This is a genomic window from Rhizobium favelukesii, from assembly GCF_000577275.2.
Classification (GTDB): domain Bacteria; phylum Pseudomonadota; class Alphaproteobacteria; order Rhizobiales; family Rhizobiaceae; genus Rhizobium; species Rhizobium favelukesii.
Window position 1 is genome coordinate 1 of record NZ_CBYB010000048.1, and the last position, 2,006, is coordinate 2,006.

Annotated in this window: 2 protein-coding genes; both read right to left on the minus strand. The window is 55.8% G+C overall.

Annotation, left to right across the window (positions count from 1 at the left end; all coding sequences use genetic code 11):
* Positions 1-280: 280 nt before the first annotated feature.
* Positions 281-1,057 (minus strand): IS21-like element helper ATPase IstB, encoded by a 777-nt coding sequence (gene istB / locus LPU83_RS37935; protein ID WP_024319250.1) that lies wholly within the window; start codon positions 1,055-1,057, stop codon positions 281-283.
* A 12-nt stretch (positions 1,058-1,069) separates the two neighbouring features.
* Positions 1,070-2,006, minus strand: a 937-nt coding sequence (locus LPU83_RS37940; protein WP_425301840.1) for a Mu transposase domain-containing protein, incomplete at its 5' end; no start/stop codon positions are given.

A 2,006-nucleotide genomic window follows, 5' to 3' on the forward strand; every position in this document is an offset into this window, starting at 1 on the left:
GGGTTGTCTTCTCTATTCGGCGTGGTGAGGTCAAGCACCTTCTGACTGTCCGTAGCTATGGTGATTGATGTCTTCGCAGTATCGCGCTTCTCTCCGGGATCGGCCTTTATAGCCCTCCCATTATGGGACCAGAAGAATGAGGCGGAACAATCTAATCGGCGACCTGATCGCAATATGCGGATTTCGCTTAATTGGGACAGCGTTTTCAGAAAGTCGCGGACAAGCGTTTCGCTAAGTCGCGGACAACGGATGTGATCGAGTTCCGGTTGCCTTGTTGCTGTTACGGGTGATTAATTTCGGTTATTTCGCCACCGGTCAAGATCGCCGGTATTTTTCGTTTCCGCATGCTGTCGCCTTCGAGCGTTATGCGGTGTGCGTTGTGAACGATACGGTCCAAAATCGCATCAGCTAAAGTGGCCTCACCGATCATTTCATGCCAGGCCGCCACAGGAAGCTGAGCCGTGATCAGGGTCGATTTCCGCCGATATCGTTCCTCGAATATTTCCAGCAGATCGAGGCGCTGTCGGTCGTTCAATGTATGGGTTCCCCAGTCATCCAGTACCAGCAAGTGAACGCGTGCGAGCTTGTCGATGAGGCGCGGAAAGCGTCCATCCAGCCTGGCGAGTGCTAGGTCCTCGAACAACCGCGGCATACGAACGTAGAGGACTGAGTAGTCGAGGCGGGCCGCCTGTCGTGCGAAGGCGCAGGCAATCCATGTTTTTCCGGTGCCCGTTTGGCCGGTCAGGATTAGGTTCTCGTTTGCCTTCAACCATGCACCTTGAGCCAGGGACAAGACGTTCCGGCGGTCAAGACCGCGGTGAGATCCAAAATCGATGTCTTCGATCGAAGCATTGGCAAAACGAAGCTTTGCTGTGGCGAGCCTGTTTGTCAGCCGTCGGTCTGTTCTCACGGCGATCTCGCGGTCGAGCATCAGACCCAGCCGTTCGTCGAAGCTAAGATCGTTTCCATGAGCCTGCTCGATAAGCTCGCGATAGGCGGTCGCCATCCCGGCAAGACCAAGCGCATTCATCTGATCCAGTGTTGGATGTGTCAGCATCTGATGTCCTCTTCATTGGTAGTAGATTTTGCCGCGGATATTGCCGTGCGGCGGTGCCGGCTTCACAGCCTCGCTCGTAGCCGGAGCCTGATCGAGGCCAGATCTGAGAATGTTGGCGACAGACGAATAGCTCAACGCGTTGATGACCAGTGCTCGCGCGCAAGCAAGCTCCAGCCGATCGGATTCGTATCGACGCGCCAGGGAAAGAACGCCTTGAGCAGACCGGTAACCTTGCTCGGGATGCGGGCGGGCGGATAGCAGACGTTCAATAAAAGTCGCCGTATTGGTTCCGACCTTTGCTGCTTCCCTGCGTAATGTGTGGGGTGTCGTGTTTGCGTAGCGTTGGTGAGCCTTGGGCATATGTTCATTGACGGTAATGTGGCCGGAGCGCTGCGAGCTTCGGATGTGGCTGGCGACACGCTTGTGATCAAAGAAGATCTCGACTGCCCGATACGTCAGCCTGATATCGACCCGTCTTCCGATAAGACCGTGCGGCACGGAATAGAACGTCTTGTCGACCTCGACATGGTAATCGGGATGGACCTTGGCGACTTTCCATTCCGCATACTCAAACGGCGTTGAAGGCAACGGCTTGAGCTGGGAGCGCTCGACTTCATCGAACAAAGCGCGCCGAGACTTGCCATATCGCCGCATCGTTCGGGTGTTGAGGTCCTCGATCAAAGCGCTAATGCGGATATTGAGATCAGCGAGGCTGAAGAAACGTTCGTTTCGAAGTCTGGCCAGGACCCACCTCTCGACGATTAAAACCGTCCCTTCGGCGGACGGTTTGTCCCGAGGATGTTTGGGCCGTGCTGGAACCACTGTTGTGTCGTAGTGTTCGGCGAAAGCGGCAAAAGTCGCATTCAACGTCGGTTCGAACCAAAGCGCCTTCGCCACGGCAGACTTGAGGTTGTCGCAGATGGTCGTCTTCGTCACACCACTGCGGCGC

Coding starts and splice junctions, on each gene's coding strand:
- istB (WP_024319250.1), bottom strand. CDS start 1,057: ATGCTGACACATCCAACACTGGATCAGATGAATGCGCTTGGTCTTGCC.